Genomic DNA, 19,011 nt, shown 5'->3' on the forward strand with positions numbered 1-19,011 from the left:
GGCACCGTAGAGCAGCGGCATTACCCAACCGTTAACGCCCCCGTTACCCGTCGGCCCGCCCCGCCCAAGTCCCCGGTCACGCAGGTCAGGACGGTGCGGAGGAGGCTCTCGCCTGTGCGAGCTCCTGGGACAGGCGGCGTACGGCGTCGCGCACCTGGGCATCGCCGCCGTCTCCGGCGAGCCCGGCGCATTCGCGCAGCGCCGCGTCCGCGGCGTCCAGCTCACCGCAGCGGATCAGCACCTCCGCCAGGTGCGCGAGACCGAAGGCCAGACACCAGGAGACGCCGAACGGCCGTGCCAGCTCGACGGCGGCCGCAGCGCCCGCACGGGCCGCCGCCACATCCCCGGTGACCAGGTCGAGTTTGGCCAGGCTGCTCCGCTCGAAGGCGATCAGGGAGAGGTTTCCGCCGCGTTCGGCCAGAGCCAGCGACCGGGTGCGGAAGGCGCGGGCCTCATCGTGACGGCCGCCGTCCAGCGCGAACTCGCTGAGCATGGACAGCACGGTCGTCAGCAGGCTCATGTCGCCCGCCTCCTCGGCGTACCGCAGGGAGGTGCGCGACACCTCCTCCGCCTCGGCGTGCCGGCCGAGCATCGCCAGACACAGGGCACGGTTCCCCGTGGCACGGCCCAGCACCAGCGGAACGGAGTCGGTGCCGATGCCGAGGTCTGCGATCCGGATCGCGGCCTCCACGGCGGCGGCTGCCGTCAGGGAATCCTCGTACCGTCCGAGGTGGAAGTCGGTGACGCTGCCCGACAGTTGGCGCAGTGCCAGGGCGATGGATGACACGTCGTCGGCGGGCGCGCCGGCGCCGTCCAGCAGAGCCCGCGCCTCCTTGGCACGCCCCGCCTGGCACAGCACTTCGGCGAGGGCCGCGAGCGAACGCGTCGCCGCATCGTGGGCCCCCGCGCGCAGCCGGCTGTCGAGCGCGCTGCGCAGTTCCCGCTCCGCCTCCTGGTAGCGCGCGAGCCGGCGCAGTACCACGGCATGCTCGTGGCGGGCATCGGCGGCGCCCGGCTCGTCGCCAACTGCCATGAGCCGCGCCACCAGTTCGGTGTAGTAGCGGTCGGCGCTGTCGTTGGCGTAGAGCGCCGCGGCGCGCTCCGCGGCCCGCCGGAGCCAGAGGGTGGCGCGCGGGTCGTCCGCCCGTACGAGGTGGAAGGCGAGCGCGTCGACGGCATCCGGCCGGTGCCCGAGCACCGCGTCGGCGTAGGCGGAGTGCAGGGCTCGGCGGTGTGCCGCGGTCAGTTTTCCGTAGCTGGCCAGGCGGACCAGCGGATGGCGGAAGGCGTATCCGGGCACGCTCCGGCCGCCGGACACCACCTCGCGTTCCTCGATCAGTCCGGCGGACAGGATCCGGTCGGCGGCAGCGGCGAACCGCGGGGCGTCCAGCGGTGGATGCAGGCCCGACCGGGCCACATCGGCGGCCTCGGCCAGAGGCACGTCCCCTCCGGCCGCGGCCAGGACGTCGACCAGGGCGCGGGAAGGCCCGTCGAGGCGGCCCAGCCGGGTCTCGACCGCACCCAGGATCGTCTCCGGTACGGCGGCGGCCCCGAGCCCTTCCGCCGACGGCGAGGGCAGCCCGCTGCCGATCAGCCCGGCCAACTCGCAGGCGAACAGCGGGTTGCCGGCGGAGAGCCGGAAGACCTCCGCGGTCCGGTCGGCGGTCGAGCCGCTGCCGTCGCAGACCTGGGCCACCAGCCGGCCGCACTCCTGCTCGCTCAGCCGCATGAGTTCCAGGCGGCGCGCGATGCCCTGCCGCAGTGCCGCATGGACGATGTAGCGGCCCTCGGGGTCGGCGCCGAGCTCCTCCTCGCGGAACGTGGCGATGAACCGCCAGGGGTGCCCGTCGGCGCGGCGGGCCAGGTGGTAGAGCAGCTGCAGCGATCCGAGGTCGGCGGTGTGCAGGTCGTCCAGCACCACCAGGATGCCGCGGGCCGTGGTGCCCGCGAGCTCGTCCAGCAGGCCGCCGACCGCGTGGAAGAGCCGGGCACGCTCCTCCTCGGGTCCGGCGTGCGCCGCCGGTACCGGCCCGAGCGCGGGCAACAGCGCGGCGAGCGCCGGGTACCGTGCCGCCACGGCCGCCTGCTCGGTGGTCGGCCGGCCCGCGAACCAGGAGTCCAGGGCCTCGGCCCACAGACCGTACGGAGTCTGCCCCTCCGCCTCATGACCGGCACCCCACAGCACCGGTACACCCCCGCGATGGGCGGCCCTTGCGGCCTCGGCGGCCAGCCGGGTCTTCCCGATGCCTGCCTCACCCGCGACCAGGGTGAGCGGCGGCAGCCCCGGCTTCTCGGCCGTGAGCATCCGCAAGGCCTGCTCGCGGCCCACCAGCGGGGTGTGCGGGGCGTTGCGGATCGGGGCGGGCAGCGGCGGACGCGGGGCGGGCACGACCGGGCGGGCGGAGGCTGCGGCTGCGGCTGCCGTGCGGTACAGCTCCTCCAGTACGGCGCCGGGGCGGACGCCGAGCTCGGTACGGAACACCTCGCGGGCGTGCTGGTAGTGCAACAGGGCCTGTTGTGGCCGTCGCAGGGTCAGGTGGGCCCGGAGCAGCTCTTCGTGGGCCCGCTCGTCAAGGGGGTCCCGGGACAGGGACCACTCCAGGAGCGTGGCCGCGTCCTCTGGCCGGCCCTCGGCGAGGTGGGTCTCGGCGAGGGCGTGGACCACCCGGCGGCGCAGCAGGGCCAGCTCCGTACGGCGGGCTTCCAGCCACTCGGCGTACCGGTCCTCCGGCAGAAGCTCCGCCCCCAGCGCGTCCAGGACGGCCTTGAGCCGCGCGGCCCTGCCCGCTTCTGCCACAGGTTCCGCGAGCGCGGTGTGCGCCTGGGCCTCCACCTCGTCGGCATCGACGGTGACCAGGTCGGAGGAGAGAGCGATCAGCTGACCATCGGTCAGCAGATAGGCGGACTCCTCGCGCGGGCGCAGTTCCGGCTGGAGCGCATGCCGTGCGGTGTGCAGGGCCACCCGCAGACTGCTCATCGCGGCCTGCGGCGAGGCACCCGGAGAGTACACCTCCCTCACCTGCTCACGGTGCAGCCGGTGTCCGGGGGTGACCGCGAGCAGTTTGACCAGGTTCTGTGCCCCGGGCCGGCGCCAGCGCTCCAGCACCTGAGCGCCGTCGCGCTCGGCGCGGAAGCCGCCCAGCAGCCGTATCCGCAGCGGTGGGACCTGGTGGGTGATCACGGGGAGCACTGTAGATCAACGCTGTTGCCCGGATCGCCTCCTGTACGGATCGGCCTCACGACCGCACGGTAGGTGCCGGCACGGATTGAAGGAGCGGTAGCGGCCGAGTTGCAGTACCGGCTCGCCGTGGTTTTCTGCCCGTTCCTGGCCGCTGGTGGTCATACGGAGATCCCCTGGCCAACCGCTCAAGGACCCTCGCTCAGTCCAGGGATGCCAAAGCACCAGCTATCAGGGAACGCGCCGCAGCGCCTCGTGCGGCCCCGTGTGAAAGCCGCTCAAAGGCTCGGGCGTACAGCTCGACCTGGCTCGGCTGCGTGAGGGTGGACGCAGCGTCCAGCGTGTCCGCGTGCACCCTGGTGTCGTCGAAGATCGTGAAGGTCGACATGGGCCACACAGTCCGTTGCCCGGAGAACGGCACGATGCCTACGGCGACGTTGTGGAGATCCATGACCCCGAGCAAGTGGCCCAGCTGCGCCGCCATGGTCTCGGCGCTACACAGCCGGTACCACAACACCGACTCCTCCAGCACGAACGAGAACCGGTGTGCGCCCTTGCTCAGCACTGCGTTACGCCTCATGCGGGCCGCCACCGCATCACTCACGTCGTCCGGGGTCCCACGGAAGGCTGCGATGGATGACAAGAGGGCAGTGGCGTACCCCGGCGTCTGAAGGAATCCGGGGATCACGTCAGAGACGTACACCCTGAACATCGTTGTTTGTTGGTACAGGTCACCCGTGGACTCCTGCAGGCGACGGAGTCCGCTCCGCTGGAGTCGCCTCCACTGCACATGCGCATCGGCGGACTGCCTGTTGGCCGCGATCAGGTCGGCGGCCTGATCCTCACTGGCGCAGGCGCGGCACCACGCTTTGATGTCCGCGTCAGATGGAGGGGTCTTGGCATTCTCGATCCGAGACGACTTCGACTCTGACCAGCCGCAACTGACGGCCAGCTCCCGCGCGCTGATCCCCGCATCCTTCCGGATCTCGCGCAGACGGCCGGCCAGCTCTTCGCGGGCCTTCTGGACGCTCGAAGAGGGGGGTATGGGCATGGAGCCGGCTCTCGTTCAGATCGTGTACAGGTGGTGCGGGATCGCTCGCTCCCAGACCGCATCGAAGGCGGTAGAGCACAGCTTCACGGATTCCGGGTCAGCCGTTATCTCGTCTTCCACCACCACTCCATCACCTGAGAAGTGGTGCACCCGCAGCAGGGTGCCGTCGAAGAGCCAGAAGTCATTGCCCGGCAAGGGAATGCTCGTAGCCCGTCGCCGTGGCAGCCACCGTACTTCCTCGCCCGCCGTAACGTTGGCACGGGTGACGTAGTGCTCCCAACAGATGTAGTCCGATACAGGCTCAGATACCACCCGGGCCCGACGGATCGCCACACCCCGGGCCACCGTGTCCGTGATCAACTGGTCATAGGGATGCCACCAGGATTCGTGGTCCGCCCAGTCGATGAGCTCGCCCCGCTTCCACGCCTCGAACCGATCCGTCGGGGCGTAGGAATCGCGTAGTTCCAGATGCACGGCGGACCGCTCGCACTGGCCAAGCAGCTCAGCGAAGCTGGGCACGCTCGACGGCATCACACGTCTCCCTGATCAACGGGATCATCCGGGCCGGAATCATGACGATCGCTTCACCGTCGGGCACCGAGCCGTTTGCGGGGCTGCTCGCCTCACACTCCGCCTGAGTCTCGGTGCTCGGCTTCCACCCCTGCAACGAGATCTCCTGAGCTTCCCCGTCCGCCCACACAGTGGGGCAGTGGTCCCGATCCGTGTCGGGGTCGATTCCAATGAACTCTACGGCCATGGTCGGCTCCTTGGTCCAGCTGCTTGCTCAGGCTTGCATCAGCTTCCTTGAACTGCAGAGACAGCGTCAATACCGCAACGATTCGCACGAATTGGCGTGCAAGTCTGTGCAAGTTTGTGGAGCCCCGCACGACCCGGCTCCTAGCGTCGTCGCATCACGCAGAAGAGCCGGGGAGAAAGCAATGTCACAGAAGCCGCAGGGCTACCGTCTGACCGAGCTACGGGCTGAACCCTCCGCCGTACCTGGCTGCGCCGAGTGTCTGTCCCTCTGCGTCGCCAGACAGAATGCCCGCTCCAGGGGTGACTTCAGCGCCGTATCCGACACGAACGTAAAGCTGCGCAAGCATCACACGGAGGCTCACTCATCGTGAGTGGGAAACCCGGCGAGCAACGCTTCGCCGAACGGCCGTTGCTGACGCTTCGGGTCTCGCATGAGTCGCGACGCGATATGAGAAGCGCGGCTACGTCTTCCTCGGCACCATCACCATCGCAGTGCTCGTCGTCTGGCTACGTTCGTGATCGGATGACCGACAGGCTCAATCCCCACGGATTCGGGCGTGCAGATGCATGTCGTGCCGGCCGTCGTCATGCATGGCCGCACTGCGCTGGGTTCCTTCGAGCAGGTAGCCGGACTTGGCGGCAACCCCGCAGGAGGCATGGTTGCGCGTCGAATGCTCCAGGTACAGGCGGTGGAAGCCGATCTCATCCAGCGCCCAGGTTGAGAGTGTTGCCATCGCCGAGGTTGCAACACCGCGGCCGCGGGCAGTCGGGAGAACCCAGTAACTGACCTCGGCGACACCGTCGTTGAAGTCGAATCCGTGCAGCGCGATCCGGCCGAGGACCTCACCATCCTCGCGGGAGACAGCCCAGTGACCGCCCTTCTCGCTTCCCCAGTCCTGGTGGTAGGCATCGAACCATTCCAGGACGCGCGTCTCCGTCCGAGGGCGGCGCGTGTGCCAGCGGCAGATCTCATCGTCCTGGTAGGCGGAGAGGAACACCGGAGCGTCAGCCGGTTCCCAAGGTCGCAGCAACAGACCTTGAGCGGCGGGCAGAACGGGCTGAGGGGAGCTCGAGAGCAGACCGAAGGGAACTGCGGGCGGCGTCGACAATTCGCGAGTCACGAGCCATGATCGCCCGGCAGCGACGATACAAGTCAAGTCCAGCCGCGTCCCCACCGGACAAACCGTAGACAGTGATCGCCGGGACAGCTCCTCAGTCGGACGTCGTATCCTCCGATGCGGCGGATACGGCGGACAGGCTTCCACCTGGCACGGGTTGCTGCGCGAGCGGAAACGGCGTTCGGGCCAGAGTGTCCGCAGCGAGGCGTACGGCCCTGCCCCAGGCCCGGAGGTCCTGGGGGGCAGATAGTCGAGGCGCTGTCCTACGTCGACCAATCGGTCATGAACGTCCTGAAGTGACAGAGGGAGCGGCAGGACGCTGAGAAGGCACGCCATGGTTCCGCATGGGCCGATCACGACCCAGTGTTCGCCAGGGACAGTTTCAAGCTCTGTCAGGGCGAGGCCGGCGGCCCGCAGGCCCCGAGAAGATCTCGGCGCGCTGGCACACCCTCAGGAACCGTCTCCACCTGCCCGGCGACTTCCGGATTCACGACTGGAGGCATAGCAAGGTCACGAACGGTCTGGAGGCTGGAGAGATCCCGCTAAAGGTCTCCGCGAACGTCCGGAACCACTCGCCGGGCTACACCATGACCGAGCACAGCCACTCCCGTAAGGACGGAGCACGGAAGCTCGCCACCTCTGGTGCGGGCCGACTCGACAGCCCGTCCCCCTGGTCTCGCCTGGGGAATTCGGGGCTGCCGGTCGCGTGGTCGGTCGCACGACTGCCCAGAAAAGCAGAAAACCCCTGATGAACAGGGGTTTCAGCTGGTGTCCGAGGGGGGACTTGAACCCCCACGCCCGATAAAGGGCACTAGCACCTCAAGCTAGCGCGTCTGCCATTCCGCCACCCGGACAAGGTGTCTGTCTCGCGGGCCCTGCCCGTTCCGACATGGAAAACAATACCAGGGGTTCAGGGTGCCTCTCACCCGCATTTCCGGTGGTCAGTGCGGTGCACCGGTCGCTTCGGCGCGATCCGGTGCACCACACCCGGCCGTACGTACGTACCGTCGCCATGCGTGCACGCTGAGTACGCAAGGGGTGGTGGTGCTACTTACGCAGGGCCGCCAGGTTGTCGTAGCCGATCCGGGCATGGGCCAGGGACTGCGCGGGGACGGTGGAGCTCGGGGCGTTGTCCTGCTCGACCATGGGGTGGTGGTAGTTCTTCGCCCCGACGCGGCGGAAGAACGTGCGGTAGTCGATGACCCCGGTGCCGAACGGGACCATGTCGTAGCCGTTGCCGCTGCTGGTGTTGACGACGCCGTCCTTGGCGTGGAACAGCGGGTAACGCTTGGTGTGGGAGCGGACCAGTGCGGCCGGGTCGAAGAGGTTCTCCTGCTGCGATCCGTCGTGTGCGGTGTAGGTGTGGAACTTGTACTGGGCGACGTGCGCCCAGAAGATGTCCATCTCCAGCCATACCGACTTCGGGTCGGTGATCTGCAGGAAGTACTCCAGCTTGCGAATGCCGGAGCTGCGGGTGGGGCGGCCCGCCTCGTCCAGCGGGCCGCCGTCGAGGAGGAAGCCGTAGGCGGCGTCGTGGTTGTGGGTGTAGAGCTTGATGCCCGCGTCCTGGGCGATCCGCCCCAGGGTGTTCCACTTGTCGGCGGCGACGTCCCAGTCGGCACGGTAGGCGCTGCCGGTGGGGTCTCCGCCGGTGCCCATGTGCTTCATGCCGAGGATGTTCGCTATCTCGAGGTGGCGCTTGAACTGGTCCAGGTCGCTCTGGTTCAGCGGCCAGGAGGACGGGATGAAGCCGTGGTTGCCCTGGGCGCGCAGACCGTGGGCGTCCAGCCAGGAGCGCAGCAGCTTGGCGCCCTCCACCGTTTCGAGGTTGCTTCCGCCCGGTGCGTTGGGGTGCTGGCCGTATCCGGCGAACTCGACCTGCTGGTAGCCGTAGCGGGCCAGCTCACCGAAGACGTCGCGGAAGCCCGACGGCAGGTCGGTGCCGAGCGGGTCCCGGCCGGTGGCGTCGCGCACGGTGTACAGGATGATGCCGCGCTTGTCCGCCGGGACCAGGGCCTGGCCGACGCCCTGCCCCTGGCCAGCGGCGGTCTGGGCGAGGGCCGGGGAGGCACCGAAGGCGGGTGCGGCGATCGACGCTGCCGCGGCGGCGGTGCAGGTGCTCAGAAAACGGCGGCGGCTGACGCCGAGGCTGCGGCGCAGGGCGCCGTCCGTTCCGGATGCGTCGTGGTTCGCGGTCACGGTCTCTCTCCTTCTCGAGGATGCTCCGCCACGCTGTGCACGGACTGCTCTGATGCGAGACCGGCCAGGGTGAGGAGCAGGGACTTCACTTCGGTGGCCCGGACGGGTCCGGTGAACGCGTGGGGGGTGGAGCACAGGATGAGCGGACCTTCCTCGTCGCTCGGGGGAAGGCGGCCGTGGCTGCCGCGGATGGGGGTGGGGTCCAGCGGTACGACCGCCATCCGGTAGCGCATCCCGAGCTTCTTGCGGGCGACGGCCGCGGCGGCCTTGACCCTGACGTACGGGTCCTGCGGGTCCAGGAAGAGTTCGACGGGGTCGTAGCCGGGTTTGCGGTGGATCTCGACGAGCTGCGCGAAGTCGGGGGCGTGGGCGTCGTCGAGCCAGTAGTAGTACGTGAACCAGGCGTCGGGTTCCGCGACGGCGACCAGTTCGCCGGAGCGTGGGTGGTCGAGGCCGTGGGCCTTCTTGCCCTCGTCGTCGAGGAGCTGCTCGATGCCGCTCAGGTCCTGGAGGGCCTCACGGGTCGCGTCGAGGTCCTCGGGCCGGCGTACGTAGATGTGGGCGAGCTGGTGGTCGGCGACGGCGAAGGCGCGGGAGGCCATCGGGTCCAGGTACTCCATGCCGTCCTGGGTGTGGACCTCCAGGAGCCCGGCCCGGCGCAGGGCCCGGTTGATGTCGACGGGCCGGTCGACGCGGGTGATGCCGTATTCGGAGAGGGCGACGACGGTGCGGCCCTCGCGGTGTGCGTCGTCCAGGAGGGGGGCCACGGCCCGGTCGAGGTCGGCCGCGGCCCGGTACGCGCGCGGGTCGTCGGGGCCGTAGCGCTGCAGGTCGTAGTCGAGATGCGGGAGGTAGCACAGGGCCAGGTCGGGGTGGCGGGTGTCGAGGATGTGCCGGGTCGCGTCGATGATCCACCGGGAGGAGACGAGATCGGCACCGGGGCCCCAGAAGTGGAAGAGCGGGAAGGTGCCGAACTTCTCGGTGAGTTCGTCGTGCAGGGCGGGTGGCCGGGTGTAGCAATCGGGCTCCTTGCGGCCGTCGGCGTAGTAGACGGGGCGCGGGGTGACGGTGATGTCGGTGTCGGCCCCCATCGCGTACCACCAGCAGATGTTGGCGACGGTGTAGCCGGGGTGGGCGCGGCGGGCGGCGTCCCAGAGCTTGTCCCCGGCGACCAGGCCGTTGTGCTGGCGCCAGAGCAGGACGTCGCCGAGCTCGCGGAAGTACCAGCCGTTGGCGACGATGCCGTGTTCGGCGGGGGTGGTCCCGGTGAGGAAGGTGGACTGGGCCGCGCAGGTCACGGCGGGAAGCACGGTGCCGAGCGGAGCCTGGGTGCCGGACTGCCCCAGTGCCTTGAGGTGGGGCATGTGGTCGAGGAGCCGGGGGGTGAGGCCGACGACGTCGAGCACCAGAAGCGGAGTGGGAGGGGTGGCGGGTGCGGTGGTCCGTTCGGCTGGGGTCATGGCAGTTCCTTGAGGCCGAGATCGACCAGGAGGTCCCGGGCGAGGGCGAGTTCGGCGGCGATGCCGTCGGCGAGCTGGGCCCGGGTCCGGGGGCGCAGAGCGGCCGGCAGCGCCTGCCAGGTGTACGTCTCGACCTCCAGGTGCCTGGTGAGGGGACGGGGGCCGCCGACCAGTCGGGTCAGTGTGGAGATGAGCACGGGAAGGGTGGAGGTGAGCGGGGATGCGGGAGGTGCGTGCAGGGGGATGTGGAAGTGGGCGCGCCAGGGGGCGTCTTCGGGCAGGGCCCGGCCGTTGACCGCCTCGTCGAGGTCGTCGGTTCCGCGCAGCCCGGTGGCGGTGCGGGTGCGGGTCTGGTGGAGGAAGCGGGGCTCGGCGAAGGCGGCGAGTGCGGTGCGTACCTCGGGGAGGTGGGGGTGTTCGGCATGGAGTGCGGCGGAGAGCTGTGCCTTGGCGATGGGGATGCCGGCGGTGTCGAGGGCGTCGACGGCGGTGTCGGGGTCCTCGAAGGAGGTGGCGAGGTGGCAGGTGTCGATGCAGATGCCGATGCGTGGGTGTCCGACGGCGGTGAGCGGTGCGAGGGCGTCGCCGGTGGTCTCGATGGTGCAGCCCGGTTCGGGTTCGAGGCCGATGCGGAGGGACTTGCCGGTGAGTTCGGCCAGTGCGTCGAGGCGCCGGCCGAGGGTGGTGAGTGCGGTGTGGGCGCGCACGGTGGCTTCGGTGTCGGAGTCGTAGGGGGTGCGCCAGGCGATCGGGAGGGTGGAGATGGTTCCTTCGGTGACGTCGTCGGGCAGCAGTCCGGCCAGGAGCCGGGCGAGGTCGGTGGTGTGGGCGAGCCGTTCCGGGTCCGTCCAGTCCGGTCGGTAGACCCGGTACTTGACCTCGTCGGCGCCGAAGCCCTGGTAAGGGAAGCCGTTGAGGGTGACGACTTCCAGGCCGCGGCGGTCCAGTTCGGCGCGGAGCGCGCGCAGGTGGAACGGGTCGTCGACCAGGCTGCGGGCGGCGTCCCTGGCGAGCCAGAGGCCGATGCCCAGCCTGTCCCGGCCGAGGCGTCTGCGTACGGGTTCGCAGTGCTCGCGCAGTTGGGTGCGCACGCCGTCGAGCGTCTCGGCGGGGTGGACGTTGGTGCAGTACGCGAGGTGGACGGTGGAGCCGTCGGGGTGGCGGAAGCGCATCGCCTCACTCCCCGCCGCGCAGGATGGAGTTGCCCTCGTGGAGCGGTTCCGGTGCGGCGAGGTCGAGCTGGAGTCGGCCGCTCTGCCCGTAGAAGGTGACAGGGTTGCGCCAGAGCACCTGGTCGACGTCGTCCTCGTCGAACCCGGCCGCGAGCATGGCGTCGCCGACCCTGCGGGTCTTGAGCGGGTCGCTCCTGCCCCAGTCGGCGGCGGAGTTGACCAGGACCCGCTCGGTGCCGTGGGTTCTGAGGAGCGCGACCATGCGGTCCTCGTCCATCTTGGTGTCGGGGTAGATGGAGAAGCCGGCCCAGCAGCCGCTGTCGAGCGCGTCCCGCACGGTCGTCTCGTTGAGGTGGTCGAGCAGGACCCGCTCCGGGGCGAGTGCGGACTCGCGGACGACGTCGAGGGTGCGGTGCAGTCCGGCGAGTTTGTCGCGGTGCGGGGTGTGCACGAGGGCGGGAAGGGTGTGGTCGGCGGCGAGCTGGAGCTGTGCGGCCAGGGCGGTGTCCTCGGCCGGGGTCATGGAGTCGTAGCCGATCTCACCCACCGCGACGACGGAGTCCTTGACGAGATAGCGGGGCAGGGCGTCCAGGACCGGTGCGCAGCGGGGGTCGTTCGCCTCCTTGGGGTTGAGGGCGAGCGTGCAGTGGTGGGCGATGCCGTACTGGGCGGCGCGGAAGGGCTCCCAGCCGAGCAGGGCGTCGAAGTAGTCGAAGAAGCTGGCGGGCGAGGTGCGGGGCTGACCAAGCCAGAAGGAGGGTTCCACGAGGGCGCGGACACCCGCGTCGTACATCGCCTGGTAGTCGTCCGTGGTGCGGGAGGTCATATGGATGTGGGGGTCGAAGATGCGCATCAGGACTCCTCCGTGGGGGCGGCGGGGCCGGGCGTGGCGAGGGCGAGCACCCGGGTGAGGTCGGCGGGGACGCCGCGGCCCGCTGCGGTGCGTTCGACCGCGAAGTCGCCGAGCATGCGGGCGAGTTCGGCGTCGCCGCGGGCGCGCCGCGCCAGTTGGTCGACGGCTGCCACGGGCACTCCGGTGAACAGGCACTTGAGGACGGCGTGGCGCCACTGGTGGTCGTCCAGGTGGGCGGCGGTGTACGGGCCGACGGCGGCGGCGATCAGCCGGGTGTCATTGGTGCGCAGGGCGTCCTCGACGAGCGGGAGTGCGGTGGGGCCGAGGTCCAGCCGGTGCAGGGTGAGCAGGACGGCGCGCCGTTCGGCGGCGGCGCCCTGTGCGTACAGCCGGGTGAGGGCGGGCAGTCCGGCGTGGGCTTCGATGAGCAGCAGGGCGCGTACGGATTCGGCGTTCTCGATTCCGCAGTGCCGGCCGGCGGCGGCGTACCGCAGCTCCCACGACGGCACGGCGTAGGTGGCGCCGGGTGGTTCGGTGTCCGGGTGGGCGGCGGCGTGCCCGGCCTCGGCGAGGGCCTCGTCGAGCCAGGCGCGCGCGGCTCCGCCGAGCCGGGCGTCGAGTTCCTCGCGGCTCTGCAGCATGGGGGACATCGGCATGGCGTTGCTCCCTTCGGCGGTGTCAGCGGCTCGACGGACTGTGCTTGCGGAGGAACTCCATTGAGGTGCGGGCGAGTTCGGGGCCGGCGTGTGAATGGCGGGGCAGTTCGACGACCGTGAGGCCCTGGTAACCGGTCGCACCGAGGGTGTCGAGCGCTTCGAGTACGGGCGGGAAGTCGATCTCGCCGTCGCCGAACGGGAGGTGTTCGTGGATGCCCCGGCGCATGTCCTCGATCTGGACATGTCGCAGCCAGGGGGCGGCGGCGCGCACGCAGTCGGCGGGCGGGGCGGGTTCCAGGCACTGGCAGTGGCCGATGTCCAGGGTGAGTCCGAGCGGGGGTGGATCGCCGCTGAGCACGCGCAGGTGGTGGAAGCCCGCGAGGTCGGCGAGGAGGTGACCGGGCTCGGGTTCGATCGCCAGCGGGATGCCGGTGCGGTCGGCGGCGTCCAGGACGGGGGCGAGGGAGCCGAGGAGCCGCTGCCATGCGGTGCCGGTGGTGGTGTCCGGTGGGGTGATGCCGCTGAAGCAGTGCACGGCGTGGGCGCCGAGGTCGGCGGCGATGTCGAGGGCCCGGACGAGCAGTCGGGTCCGGGCGGCGCGGGCCTCCGGGTCCGGGTCGAGGAGGGACGGGCCGTGTTTGCGGCGGGGGTCGAGGACATAGCGGGCGCCGGTTTCGACGGTGACGCCGAGGCCCAGGTCCTGGAGCCGGGACGCCACCTGGCCGGTACGTGCGGCGAGGTCCGGGGCGAGGGGGTCGAGGTGCATGTGGTCGAGGGTCAGGCCCACCCCGTCGTAGCCGAGATCGGCGAGGAGTCCGAGGGCGTCGTCCAGGCGGAGGTCGGTGAGGCCGTTGGTGCCGTAGCCGAGGCGGATCGTCATGTGGGGCTCACCTTCCGGGCGAGGGTGCGGGCGAGCGGGACGAGGCCCATGAGGGCGAGGCCCGTACTGGCTGCTCCCTGCCGGGCGGCGAGAGCGGCCTGAAGCGGGATCATCGCCCGGATGCCTCCGGCGACAGCACGCTGAGTGAGCGGCGGGGACGGGTTGAGGGCGGCGTGGAGGAGAGGGGCCGCAGCGGTACGGAGATAGCTGCCGGTGAGCGCGGTGAGGAGGAGGCGGGGGATGGTGGGGGTGGCCGATGAGGGGCGCGGCAGGCGGGACGTCGCCGTCGGCTTTCCGCTGTGCGTTGCGGTCGTGGGTGCGGTGCCGGGCCCTGGCTGCCGTCGCAGGGCCGCGGCGCCGAGCATCGCGGTGGCTGCGAGTGCGGCGAGGGGTGCAGTGGTGGATCCGCCCTGCGCCTCGTGCCGGGAGACGGCGGTGACGGCGCAGGTGTGGGCCCCGAGCAGGCCGGCAGCCGGGAGGGCGCGGCGGACGGAGCCGGCCGAGGAAACGGAGCGCCCCGAAGACGCCGCGGCCCCGAGCAGCAGGTCCAGTGCGCGTGCCGCCGCCATCGCGGCCGGCCCTGCCGGGGTGTGCTTCAGGCGCAGGTCGTACGCCCAGACCGTGGCCGCCAGCCCGGTGGCGACGGCGAGGGCCGGGCGGCCGGCCCGGGCGGCGAGGCCCAGGCCCGCGGCCGTCAGGACGCCCGCCGCCGTGAGGGCCGCGCCGGGCGTGATACGGCCGGAGGGGATCGGGCGGTGCGGGCGGTCGACCGCGTCCTCGTCGCGGTCGGCCCAGTCGTTGAGGGCCATGCCCGCCTCGTACAGGCAGAGTGACGCTCCGACGGCGAGCGCGGTGCCACGGTCGGGACGGCGGCCCGCCGCCGCCGCGCCGGCGAGTGCGTCACCGGGGACGGTGAACAGCGCCGAGACCCGCAGCAGTTCGGCCCAGGCCCTGGTCGTCACTTCTCCCCCCGCAGGGTGTCGGCGAAGGCGAGCAGTGCCGTGTACTGCTCGTGGAGTGCCGCAGGGCCTCCGTCCGGGTCCTTGAAGTAGAAGCCGAGCTGGGGCAGGGGGCCGGTGAGCCCCTTCTCGTGGGCGCGGGCGACCAGCCGGGCCAGGTCCAGGACCAGGGGTGCGGCCAGTGCGGAGTCGCATCCCTGCCAGGTTGTCTGGAGCACCATGCGGGCCCCGAGGAATCCGTCGAACGCGATGTGGTCCCAGGCCGTCTTCCAGTCGCCGAGGGCCGGTACGTCGTCGATGTGCACCTCGCCCTCGGGTACGGTGCCGAGCGTGTCGGCCAGGACCCGTTCCTTGCCCGCGTTCTTGGCCGCTGCCGCCCCCGGGTCGGCCAGCGCCGCTCCGTCCCCGCCGCCCAGCAGGTTGGTGCCCGACCAGGCCCGTACCGGCAGGGCACGTTGCACGAACATCGGGGCGAGCACGGAGCGGAGCAGCGTCTGGCCGGTCTTGCCGTCGCGTCCCGCGTACGGAAGTCCGCAGTCCGCGACGGTGTCCTGGAGGGCGGGGGTGCGCAGTCCGGTGGAGGGGGTGAAGTTGATGTAGGGGCAGCCGGCCCGGAGCGCTGCCGCGGCGTACAGCGAACTGGCGGGGAGCCGTTGGTCGCCGGGGGCCGGTACGGGTTCGGTGGAGGCGACATTGATCACGACCGTCCGGGCCAGGTCGTTGCGGTGCCCGAAGTCCGTGAGGTCGGCGGCTAAGGCGTCGATCAGCTCCTGGTCGGTGCGGGTGTCGCCGGGGAGGGGGCCGCCGGGCCTGATCTCCGCATCGGCGGCGGCGAGTTCGGCGTGTACCGCCGGGGGCAGGCCGTGCGGCAGCACTCCCCCGGCGGCCAGTGCCTCGGCCCGTTTGGGCAACGGGCAGTCCATGATGTCGTGCCCGCCGAAGACGAGCGAGGCGAGGGCGGGCAGCCCACTGTCGGTGAACGGCGGTGCCTCGGTGACCATGCCCACCGCCGGGTGGAGCCCCGCCGCCACCGCCGCGCACCCCGCTGTCGCGGTGGTGGCGACGGAGCCGCGTGCTCCGATGAACCAGACTCCGGTACGGACGGCGGATGCTGACACGGGCTGCCTCCCTGGCTGGGATCCTGGCTGGGCCGAGCGAGTGGCGCTGTGCGACGCGTGGACCGGGTCGGGTGGCGACGGCGGGCGGGAAGGGGTGCCGCTTCGGGGTGCTTCCCACCCGCCGTCGCCGGGGGCCGCCCTATGCCGAGGGCAGCTGCCGCCCTATACCGAGGGCGGTTCCTTCACCTCGTTCAGGACGGGTTGCCGGTGCCCGGCGTGCAGTCGGCCCGCACCTGTCCGGCCGCGTACCGCAGGCCGCCGAGGAGGAGACCGCGGAACTCCGGTTCGGCGTAGGACTCCTTGGTGTGGCCGAGGCCGGTGTAGAAGGAGCGGCCGCCCTGGTACGTCTGGCACCAGGTGATCGGGTGGTCACCGTTCATGGTGCCGCCGGTGTAGGTCGACTCGTCGAGCGTGGCGAGCACCTTCACCTGGTCGCGCGGGTTGGTGCGGTAGTTGTACAGCTCGTCGGTCCGCTCCCAGGTGTCGCCGAGGTGCGCGGTGGCGGGGTGCTGGTGGTCCTCGACGCGGACGGTGACGGGCTGGATGGCGGGGTGGCTGGAGAAGTAGGCGCCGACGAGCCCTCCGTAGAACGGCCAGTCGTACTCGGTGTCGGCCGCCGCGTGGACCCCCAGGAAGCCGCCGCCGGCGGTGACGTACTGCTCGAAGGCCTGCTGCTGCTCGGCGTTGAGCACATCACCGGTCGTCGAGAGGAAGACGACCGCGTCGTAGCGCGCCAGGTTTCCGGCCGTGAACTGGCCGGCCTCCTCGGTCGCGTCGACGGTGATGTGGCTGTCCGCGCCGAGTTCCTTCAGCGCCGCGATGCCGTCGGGAATCGCGTCGTGGCGGAAGCCGGCCGTCTTGGAGAAGACCAGGACCCGCTTGGCGGTCGGGTCGGGAGCGCTGTCGGAGAGCTCGAAGTCGTCGATGTCGTACAACGCACCGTCGCCCCCCTTGAAGACGAGGAAGAGTTCGGTGGCCTTCTTCGGTACGTCGCGCAGGGTCACGTCGATGTCCTGGAAGGTCTCCCAGCCGCCGGTCACCGGCACCACCGAGGTGCCGAGGAGCTTGCCGGTGGCCGATCCCGACCGTACTTCGAGGAAGCCGCCCGCGCCGCCGGATGAGATCCGGGCGGTGAGGCTGGTCGATCCATCGAGGATGTACGGCTTGAAGGAGATCCAGTCGCCGTTGTGGATGTCGCCGACCGTCTTCCCGCCGTGGGCGGCGGTCTTGTCGTACAGCTGGACGCCGTTCGACGAGGTGAAGTGCTCGGCCTGCCGGTGGCGGGGCTGGAGCTGCGCCTGGTCGTGGCCGGACAGGGCCGCCTGGCCGCCGCCTCCGCCGTCCGTGTAGGAGGCGTCGATGACCCCGAAGATGTTGGCGTTGGGGTCGTGCCCGCCGTCCATGGTGGTGTCGATCGTGCCGGAGCATCCGTTGACGGTGGTGATGGGGTGCCCGTGACTGTCGTGACCGAGGACGAAGCGGACCTCGACCTTGGAGCAGTCGATCGTGCCGTCCTCGGGATCGGTGACCTTCACCTTGAACGGAACCTTGTCGCCGAAGGTGAACAGCTGCCCGTCACCGGGGAGTTGCAGCTTCACCGTGGGCGCCGTGTTGCCGACCGTCACATGGACGCTGGCCGATCCGGTGCGTCCGGTGGGGTCCTTGGCGGTCACCGTGGCGGTGTAGGTGCCGTTCTTCTTGTAGGTGTACGCGGGGTTGGCGGCCGTGGAGGTTCCGCCGTCGCCGAAGTCCCAGGAGTAGGTCAGCGCGTCGCCGTCGCTGTCCGTGGTGCCCGCGGAGGAGAACTTCACCCTGAGCGGTGCGGTGCCGGAGGTCCGGTCGACCGCCGCCTCGGCGATGGGTGAGCGTCCGCCGGTGGCGTTCTCGATGCGGTACAGCGCGGAGTTCTCGTCGCCGCCGAACCAGGAGAGGCCGTAGTCCAGGACGTACAGCGCCCCGTCGGGGCCGAAGGCCATGTCCATCACCTGGGTGCCGGACCACGGGATGTCGTTGATGGACTGGACGTTGCCGTCACTGTCCTGCTCGATGCGCTTGATCCAGCGCCGTCCGAACTCGCCCGCGAAGAAGTCCCCGTCGTACGCCTCGGGGAACTTCACCGGAGAGTCGAGATCGGCGTCGTAGTGGTAGACGGGTCCGCCCATCGGCGACTCGGAGCCGGAGCCGAACTCGGGCACGGAACCGCCGTCGTACGGGATCCAGGCGGGCTGCGCCGGCGGGAGGTCGACCAGGCCGGTGTTGTGCGGCGAGGTGTTCTTCGGGGCGGCGCAGTCGAAGGCGGCGCCGGAGGTCCGGGTGGCGAAGTCGTAGTCGACGTAAGGGTCGTTGGCGCCGGTGCAGAACGGCCAGCCGAAGTTGCCGGGCCCCGTCACCCGGGCGAACTCGACCTGTCCGGCCGGGCCGCGCTGGGGATCGGCCGCGCCCGCGTCCGGTCCGTAGTCGCCGACGTACAGGATGCCGGTGGCCTGGTCGACGCTGAAGCGGAACGGGTTGCGGAAGCCCATGGCGTAGATCTCGGGGCGGGTCTTGTCCGTGCCCGGTGCGAAGAGGTTGCCCTCCGGAATGGCGTACGAGCCGTCGTCGGCGACCTTGATCCTGAGGATCTTGCCGCGCAGGTCGTTGGTGTTGCCGGAGCTGCGCCGGGCGTCGAACGCCGGGTTGCGGTCGGGGCGCTCGTCGATGGGGGTGTAGCCGTCGGAGGCGAAGGGGTTGGAGTCGTCGCCGGTCGACAGGTACAGGTTGCCCTGGGCGTCGAAGTCGATGTCGCCGCCGACGTGGCAGCACATGCCGCGCGACGTCGTGACGTCGAGGACCTTCTTCTCGCTGCCGAGGTCGAGGGTGCCGTCCTCCTTCAGGACGAAGCGGGACAGCCGGTTCACCCCGTCGAACTTGGCGAAGTCGGCGGCGGTCCCGGTCTCCGGGGCGTCGCCCGCCGGGGTGTCCAGCGGGGGTGCGTAGTAGAGGTAGATCGCCCGGTTCTCGGCGAAGTCCGGGTCGATGCCGACGCCCTGGAGGCCTTCCTCGTCGTGCGAGTAGACGGGGAGGACGCCGGAGATCCTGGTGTTGCCGGCGCTGTCGGTGATCCGGAGCTCGCCGCTGCGCGAGGTGTGGAGCACGCTGCGGTCGGGGAGCACGGCCAGCGACATCGGCTCACCGGTCTCTGCCGCACCCTTGGCGAGGGTGACCTGTTGGAATTCCTCGGCCGCCGCGTCGGTGGCGGCCGCCGAGGACGGTGCCGCAGCGGTGGCCGCGGGCGAGGCGCCCAGGGTGAGCGTGGCCGCGGCGAGCAGACCTCCGGTGAGGAGGGCGAGGGATTTTCGGACGCGGACCCGGGATCTGCTCCCGGCTCCGGTACTGCTTCGGGTGATGAGCACGAGTGTCCTCCGGAGAGTGCCGGTTGTACGGGGCGAGTGCTGCCGTGCCGTGCTGCGCGGGGACTGCCGCGCAGGTCATACGGGGCCGGTGAGGCGCCGGTGACCGAAGGGATGTCATGTACGCGTCTTGGACGGTAGACCGGTTCGTCCGGGACGGAAAGCCCTTACGCGGCGGTCACCTTGAACTTTTTCCCTCGTCAGGACAAAGCGAGGTCAGGG

At 70.6% G+C, this 19,011-nt stretch carries 13 protein-coding genes, 1 tRNA gene and 1 pseudogene; all 15 read right to left on the reverse strand.

Features of this window, described 5'->3' with window-relative positions:
* Positions 1-85 precede the first annotated feature (85 nt).
* Complete coding sequence (locus AB0L71_RS13325; protein ID WP_365241890.1) at positions 86-3,181, reverse strand: AAA family ATPase; 3,096 nt, start codon at positions 3,179-3,181, stop codon at positions 86-88.
* 199 nt (positions 3,182-3,380) lie between these two features.
* Positions 3,381-4,229 carry a helix-turn-helix transcriptional regulator gene (locus AB0L71_RS13330; RefSeq protein WP_365241892.1) on the reverse strand — a complete coding sequence of 283 codons (849 nt, stop codon included), beginning with the start codon at positions 4,227-4,229 and terminating at the stop codon, positions 3,381-3,383.
* Positions 4,230-4,244: 15 nt separating this feature from the next.
* The gene (locus AB0L71_RS13335) at positions 4,245-4,760 is read right to left on the reverse strand and encodes a DUF6879 family protein (RefSeq protein ID WP_365241894.1); all 516 of its coding nucleotides are present in this window, start codon (positions 4,758-4,760) and stop codon (positions 4,245-4,247) included.
* Positions 4,732-4,986, reverse strand: a complete 255-nt coding sequence (locus tag AB0L71_RS13340) for a hypothetical protein (protein ID WP_365241896.1) — start codon at positions 4,984-4,986, stop codon at positions 4,732-4,734. The genes AB0L71_RS13335 and AB0L71_RS13340 overlap by 29 nt, the downstream gene beginning before the upstream one ends.
* Before the next feature lie 535 nt (positions 4,987-5,521).
* On the reverse strand, positions 5,522-6,106 hold the full coding sequence (locus AB0L71_RS13345) for a GNAT family N-acetyltransferase (protein ID WP_365242078.1): 585 nt from the start codon (positions 6,104-6,106) through the stop codon (positions 5,522-5,524).
* A 763-nt stretch (positions 6,107-6,869) separates the two neighbouring features.
* Positions 6,870-6,957 (reverse strand) — tRNA-Leu (locus AB0L71_RS13350).
* A gap of 193 nt (positions 6,958-7,150) precedes the next feature.
* Positions 7,151-8,302 (reverse strand): sugar phosphate isomerase/epimerase family protein, encoded by a 1,152-nt coding sequence (locus tag AB0L71_RS13355; RefSeq protein WP_365241898.1) that lies wholly within the window; start codon positions 8,300-8,302, stop codon positions 7,151-7,153.
* Entirely contained in the window at positions 8,299-9,762 is a 1,464-nt protein-coding gene (locus AB0L71_RS13360) for a nucleotide pyrophosphatase/phosphodiesterase family protein (RefSeq protein ID WP_365241900.1), read from the reverse strand. The genes AB0L71_RS13355 and AB0L71_RS13360 overlap by 4 nt, the downstream gene beginning before the upstream one ends.
* Positions 9,759-10,934, reverse strand: a complete 1,176-nt coding sequence (gene eboE / locus AB0L71_RS13365; protein WP_365241902.1) for a metabolite traffic protein EboE — start codon at positions 10,932-10,934, stop codon at positions 9,759-9,761. Before eboE ends, AB0L71_RS13360 begins: the two co-directional genes overlap by 4 nt.
* Before the next feature lie 4 nt (positions 10,935-10,938).
* Positions 10,939-11,787, reverse strand: coding sequence for a TatD family hydrolase (locus AB0L71_RS13370; protein ID WP_365241904.1), 849 nt, complete (start codon positions 11,785-11,787; stop codon positions 10,939-10,941).
* Positions 11,787-12,428, reverse strand: coding sequence for an EboA domain-containing protein (locus AB0L71_RS13375; RefSeq protein WP_365242080.1), 642 nt, complete (start codon positions 12,426-12,428; stop codon positions 11,787-11,789). The genes AB0L71_RS13370 and AB0L71_RS13375 overlap by 1 nt, the downstream gene beginning before the upstream one ends.
* A 37-nt stretch (positions 12,429-12,465) precedes the next feature.
* A complete protein-coding gene (locus tag AB0L71_RS13380) occupies positions 12,466-13,323 on the reverse strand; it encodes a sugar phosphate isomerase/epimerase family protein (RefSeq protein ID WP_365241906.1) in 858 nt (285 codons plus the stop codon).
* Positions 13,320-14,285 carry an SCO3242 family prenyltransferase gene (locus tag AB0L71_RS13385; RefSeq protein WP_365241908.1) on the reverse strand — a complete coding sequence of 322 codons (966 nt, stop codon included), beginning with the start codon at positions 14,283-14,285 and terminating at the stop codon, positions 13,320-13,322. Before AB0L71_RS13385 ends, AB0L71_RS13380 begins: the two co-directional genes overlap by 4 nt.
* Positions 14,282-15,400, reverse strand: coding sequence for an inositol-3-phosphate synthase (locus AB0L71_RS13390; RefSeq protein WP_365241910.1), 1,119 nt, complete (start codon positions 15,398-15,400; stop codon positions 14,282-14,284). Before AB0L71_RS13390 ends, AB0L71_RS13385 begins: the two co-directional genes overlap by 4 nt.
* A 209-nt stretch (positions 15,401-15,609) precedes the next feature.
* Positions 15,610-18,792 (reverse strand): annotated as a pseudogene (locus AB0L71_RS13395) (ThuA domain-containing protein); the annotation flags it as partial.
* Positions 18,793-19,011: the final 219 nt, after the last annotated feature.

This window comes from Streptomyces sp. NPDC052052 (genome assembly GCF_040680455.1).
GTDB lineage: Bacteria > Actinomycetota > Actinomycetes > Streptomycetales > Streptomycetaceae > Streptomyces.

Bases quoted from the DNA above. Each gene is read 5' to 3' on its own strand.
- AB0L71_RS13370 (WP_365241904.1), bottom strand. From the start codon at position 11,787: ATGCGCATCTTCGACCCCCACATCCATATGACCTCCCGCACCACGGAC.
- AB0L71_RS13375 (WP_365242080.1), bottom strand. From the start codon at position 12,428: ATGCTGCAGAGCCGCGAGGAACTCGACGCCCGGCTCGGCGGAGCCGCG.
- AB0L71_RS13335 (WP_365241894.1), bottom strand. From the start codon at position 4,760: ATGCCGTCGAGCGTGCCCAGCTTCGCTGAGCTGCTTGGCCAGTGCGAG.
- eboE (WP_365241902.1), bottom strand. From the start codon at position 10,934: ATGCGCTTCCGCCACCCCGACGGCTCCACCGTCCACCTCGCGTACTGC.
- AB0L71_RS13340 (WP_365241896.1), bottom strand. From the start codon at position 4,986: ATGGCCGTAGAGTTCATTGGAATCGACCCCGACACGGATCGGGACCAC.
- AB0L71_RS13330 (WP_365241892.1), bottom strand. From the start codon at position 4,229: ATGCCCATACCCCCCTCTTCGAGCGTCCAGAAGGCCCGCGAAGAGCTG.
- AB0L71_RS13360 (WP_365241900.1), bottom strand. From the start codon at position 9,762: ATGACCCCAGCCGAACGGACCACCGCACCCGCCACCCCTCCCACTCCG.
- AB0L71_RS13380 (WP_365241906.1), bottom strand. From the start codon at position 13,323: ATGACGATCCGCCTCGGCTACGGCACCAACGGCCTCACCGACCTCCGC.